The 1,789-nt window shown below is 63.2% G+C and carries 2 protein-coding genes; both read right to left on the reverse strand.

Annotated features, from left to right (window positions below; translation table 11 throughout):
* Positions 1–787, reverse strand: a 787-nt coding sequence (gene argA, locus BKD70_RS22700) for an amino-acid N-acetyltransferase (RefSeq protein WP_070415443.1), incomplete at its 3' end; no start/stop codon positions are given.
* Positions 788–920: 133 nt separating this feature from the next.
* The coding region (argE, locus tag BKD70_RS22705) for an acetylornithine deacetylase (protein ID WP_070415444.1) at positions 921–1,789 on the reverse strand (869 nt) is incomplete at its 5' end.

Below are 1,789 nucleotides of genomic sequence, written 5' to 3' on the forward strand. Positions count from 1 at the left end.
CTTCGGCGTAGCTGACGATATGGCTGCGCCCTACTCCACCCCGGCAGGCTTCGGCAGCGGCATCGAGCAGTTCGGCTTGATAGTTGCTGCCCAGGCGTTGCAGGTGCGCGGGTACTTGTTGTGGGCGCAATTCACGCACCAGGCGGCCGTTCTCATCGATCAGACCGGGATCGGCGCCGAACAGCAGCAACTTGTCGGCGCCCAGGTCGATGGCGGCGCGGGTGGCGACGTCTTCGCAGGCCAGGTTGAAGATCTCGCCGGTGGGCGAATACCCCAGGGGCGAGAGCAGCACGATAGAGCGCTCATCCAACAGGCGGTTGATGCCCTTGCGGTCGACCCGGCGCACTTCGCCGGTGTGGTGGTAGTCCACGCCTTCAAGCACGCCGATTGGCCGTGCGGTGACCAGGTTGCCGCTGGCCACACGCAGGCGCGAGCCCTGCATCGGCGAGGACGCCATGTCCATGGACAAGCGCGCCTCGATGGCAATACGCAAATGACCCACCGCGTCGATCACACACTCCAGCGTCGCAGCATCGGTGATGCGCAAGCCTTCGTGGTAAGCCGGGGTAAGGCCGCGTGCTTCAAGGCGGGTTTCGATTTGCGGGCGCGAGCCATGCACCAGCACCAGACGCACACCCAGGCTGTGAAGCAGCACCAGGTCGTGGACGATATTGCCGAAGTTGGGGTGGTCCACACCATCGCCGGGCAGCATGACCACAAAGGTGCAGTCGCGGTGGGCGTTGATGTAGGGTGAAGCGTGACGAAGCCAATTGACGTATTCGGGCATAACACCTGGGCCTGTAATAAAAAGCAGCCAAATAAAGGATCAATCGTGAAAGCGCACAGCGGCTGATGGTTATCGTCGGAACAGGCTTGGCGACACGCTCACTCTCCTTATGTACGAATGGGCAGGGGCAAATTTATGCAGGTTTCAGGCAGTAGTGTTCGATCAGTTCCCGCAATAGACGCACTGTAGGCGCCAAGCGTGACATTTCAAGGTACTCGCCAGGCTGGTGGGCGCAGGCAATGTCGCCAGGGCCGAGCACCAGGGTTTCGCAACCAAGGCGCTGAAGATAAGGCGCTTCGGTGCCGAACGCTACTGCTTCGGCACGATGACCGGTCAAACGCTCCGCCACCCGCACCAACTCGGCGTCTTCGGGCTGCTCAAAGGGTGGCACTTCGGGGAACAACGGCGCGTAGTCGATCTTGACCTTATGCCGCTCGGCCAGGGGTTCGAGCTTCTGGCGGATCGCGGCGCGCAGCACCTCGGGGTCCATGCCCGGCAGGGGTCGCAGGTCGAACTCCAGGGAGCACTGGCCGCAGATGCGGTTGGGGTTGTCGCCGCCGTGAATGCAGCCGAAGTTCATCGTCGGCTGCGGCACGCTGAATTGCGCGTTGCGGTACTCGCGCTGCCAGGCCAGGCGCAGGCCGCGCAGTTCGCCGATGGCGTCATGCATGGCTTCCAGGGCGCTATGGCCCAGGCTGGGGTCCGACGAGTGGCCACTGCGCCCGAGGATCTCGATGCGTTCCATCATCACGCCCTTGTGCAGGCGGATCGGCTTGAGCCCGGTCGGCTCGCCGATCACCGCTGCACGACCTAATGGGCGCCCCGCCTCGGCCAGCGCACGGGCACCGGACATGGAGCTTTCCTCGTCACAAGTGGCAAGGATCAACAGCGGTTGCTTGAAGGGTTGGTCCAGCAGCGGCAACACCGCGTCGATAACCAGTGCGAAAAACCCCTTCATGTCACAACTGCCCAGCCCTACCCAGCGGCCGTCGACTTCCGTCA

This window comes from Pseudomonas sp. BS-2016, from assembly GCF_001806145.1.
GTDB classification, from domain to species: Bacteria; Pseudomonadota; Gammaproteobacteria; order Pseudomonadales; family Pseudomonadaceae; genus Aquipseudomonas; species Aquipseudomonas lundensis.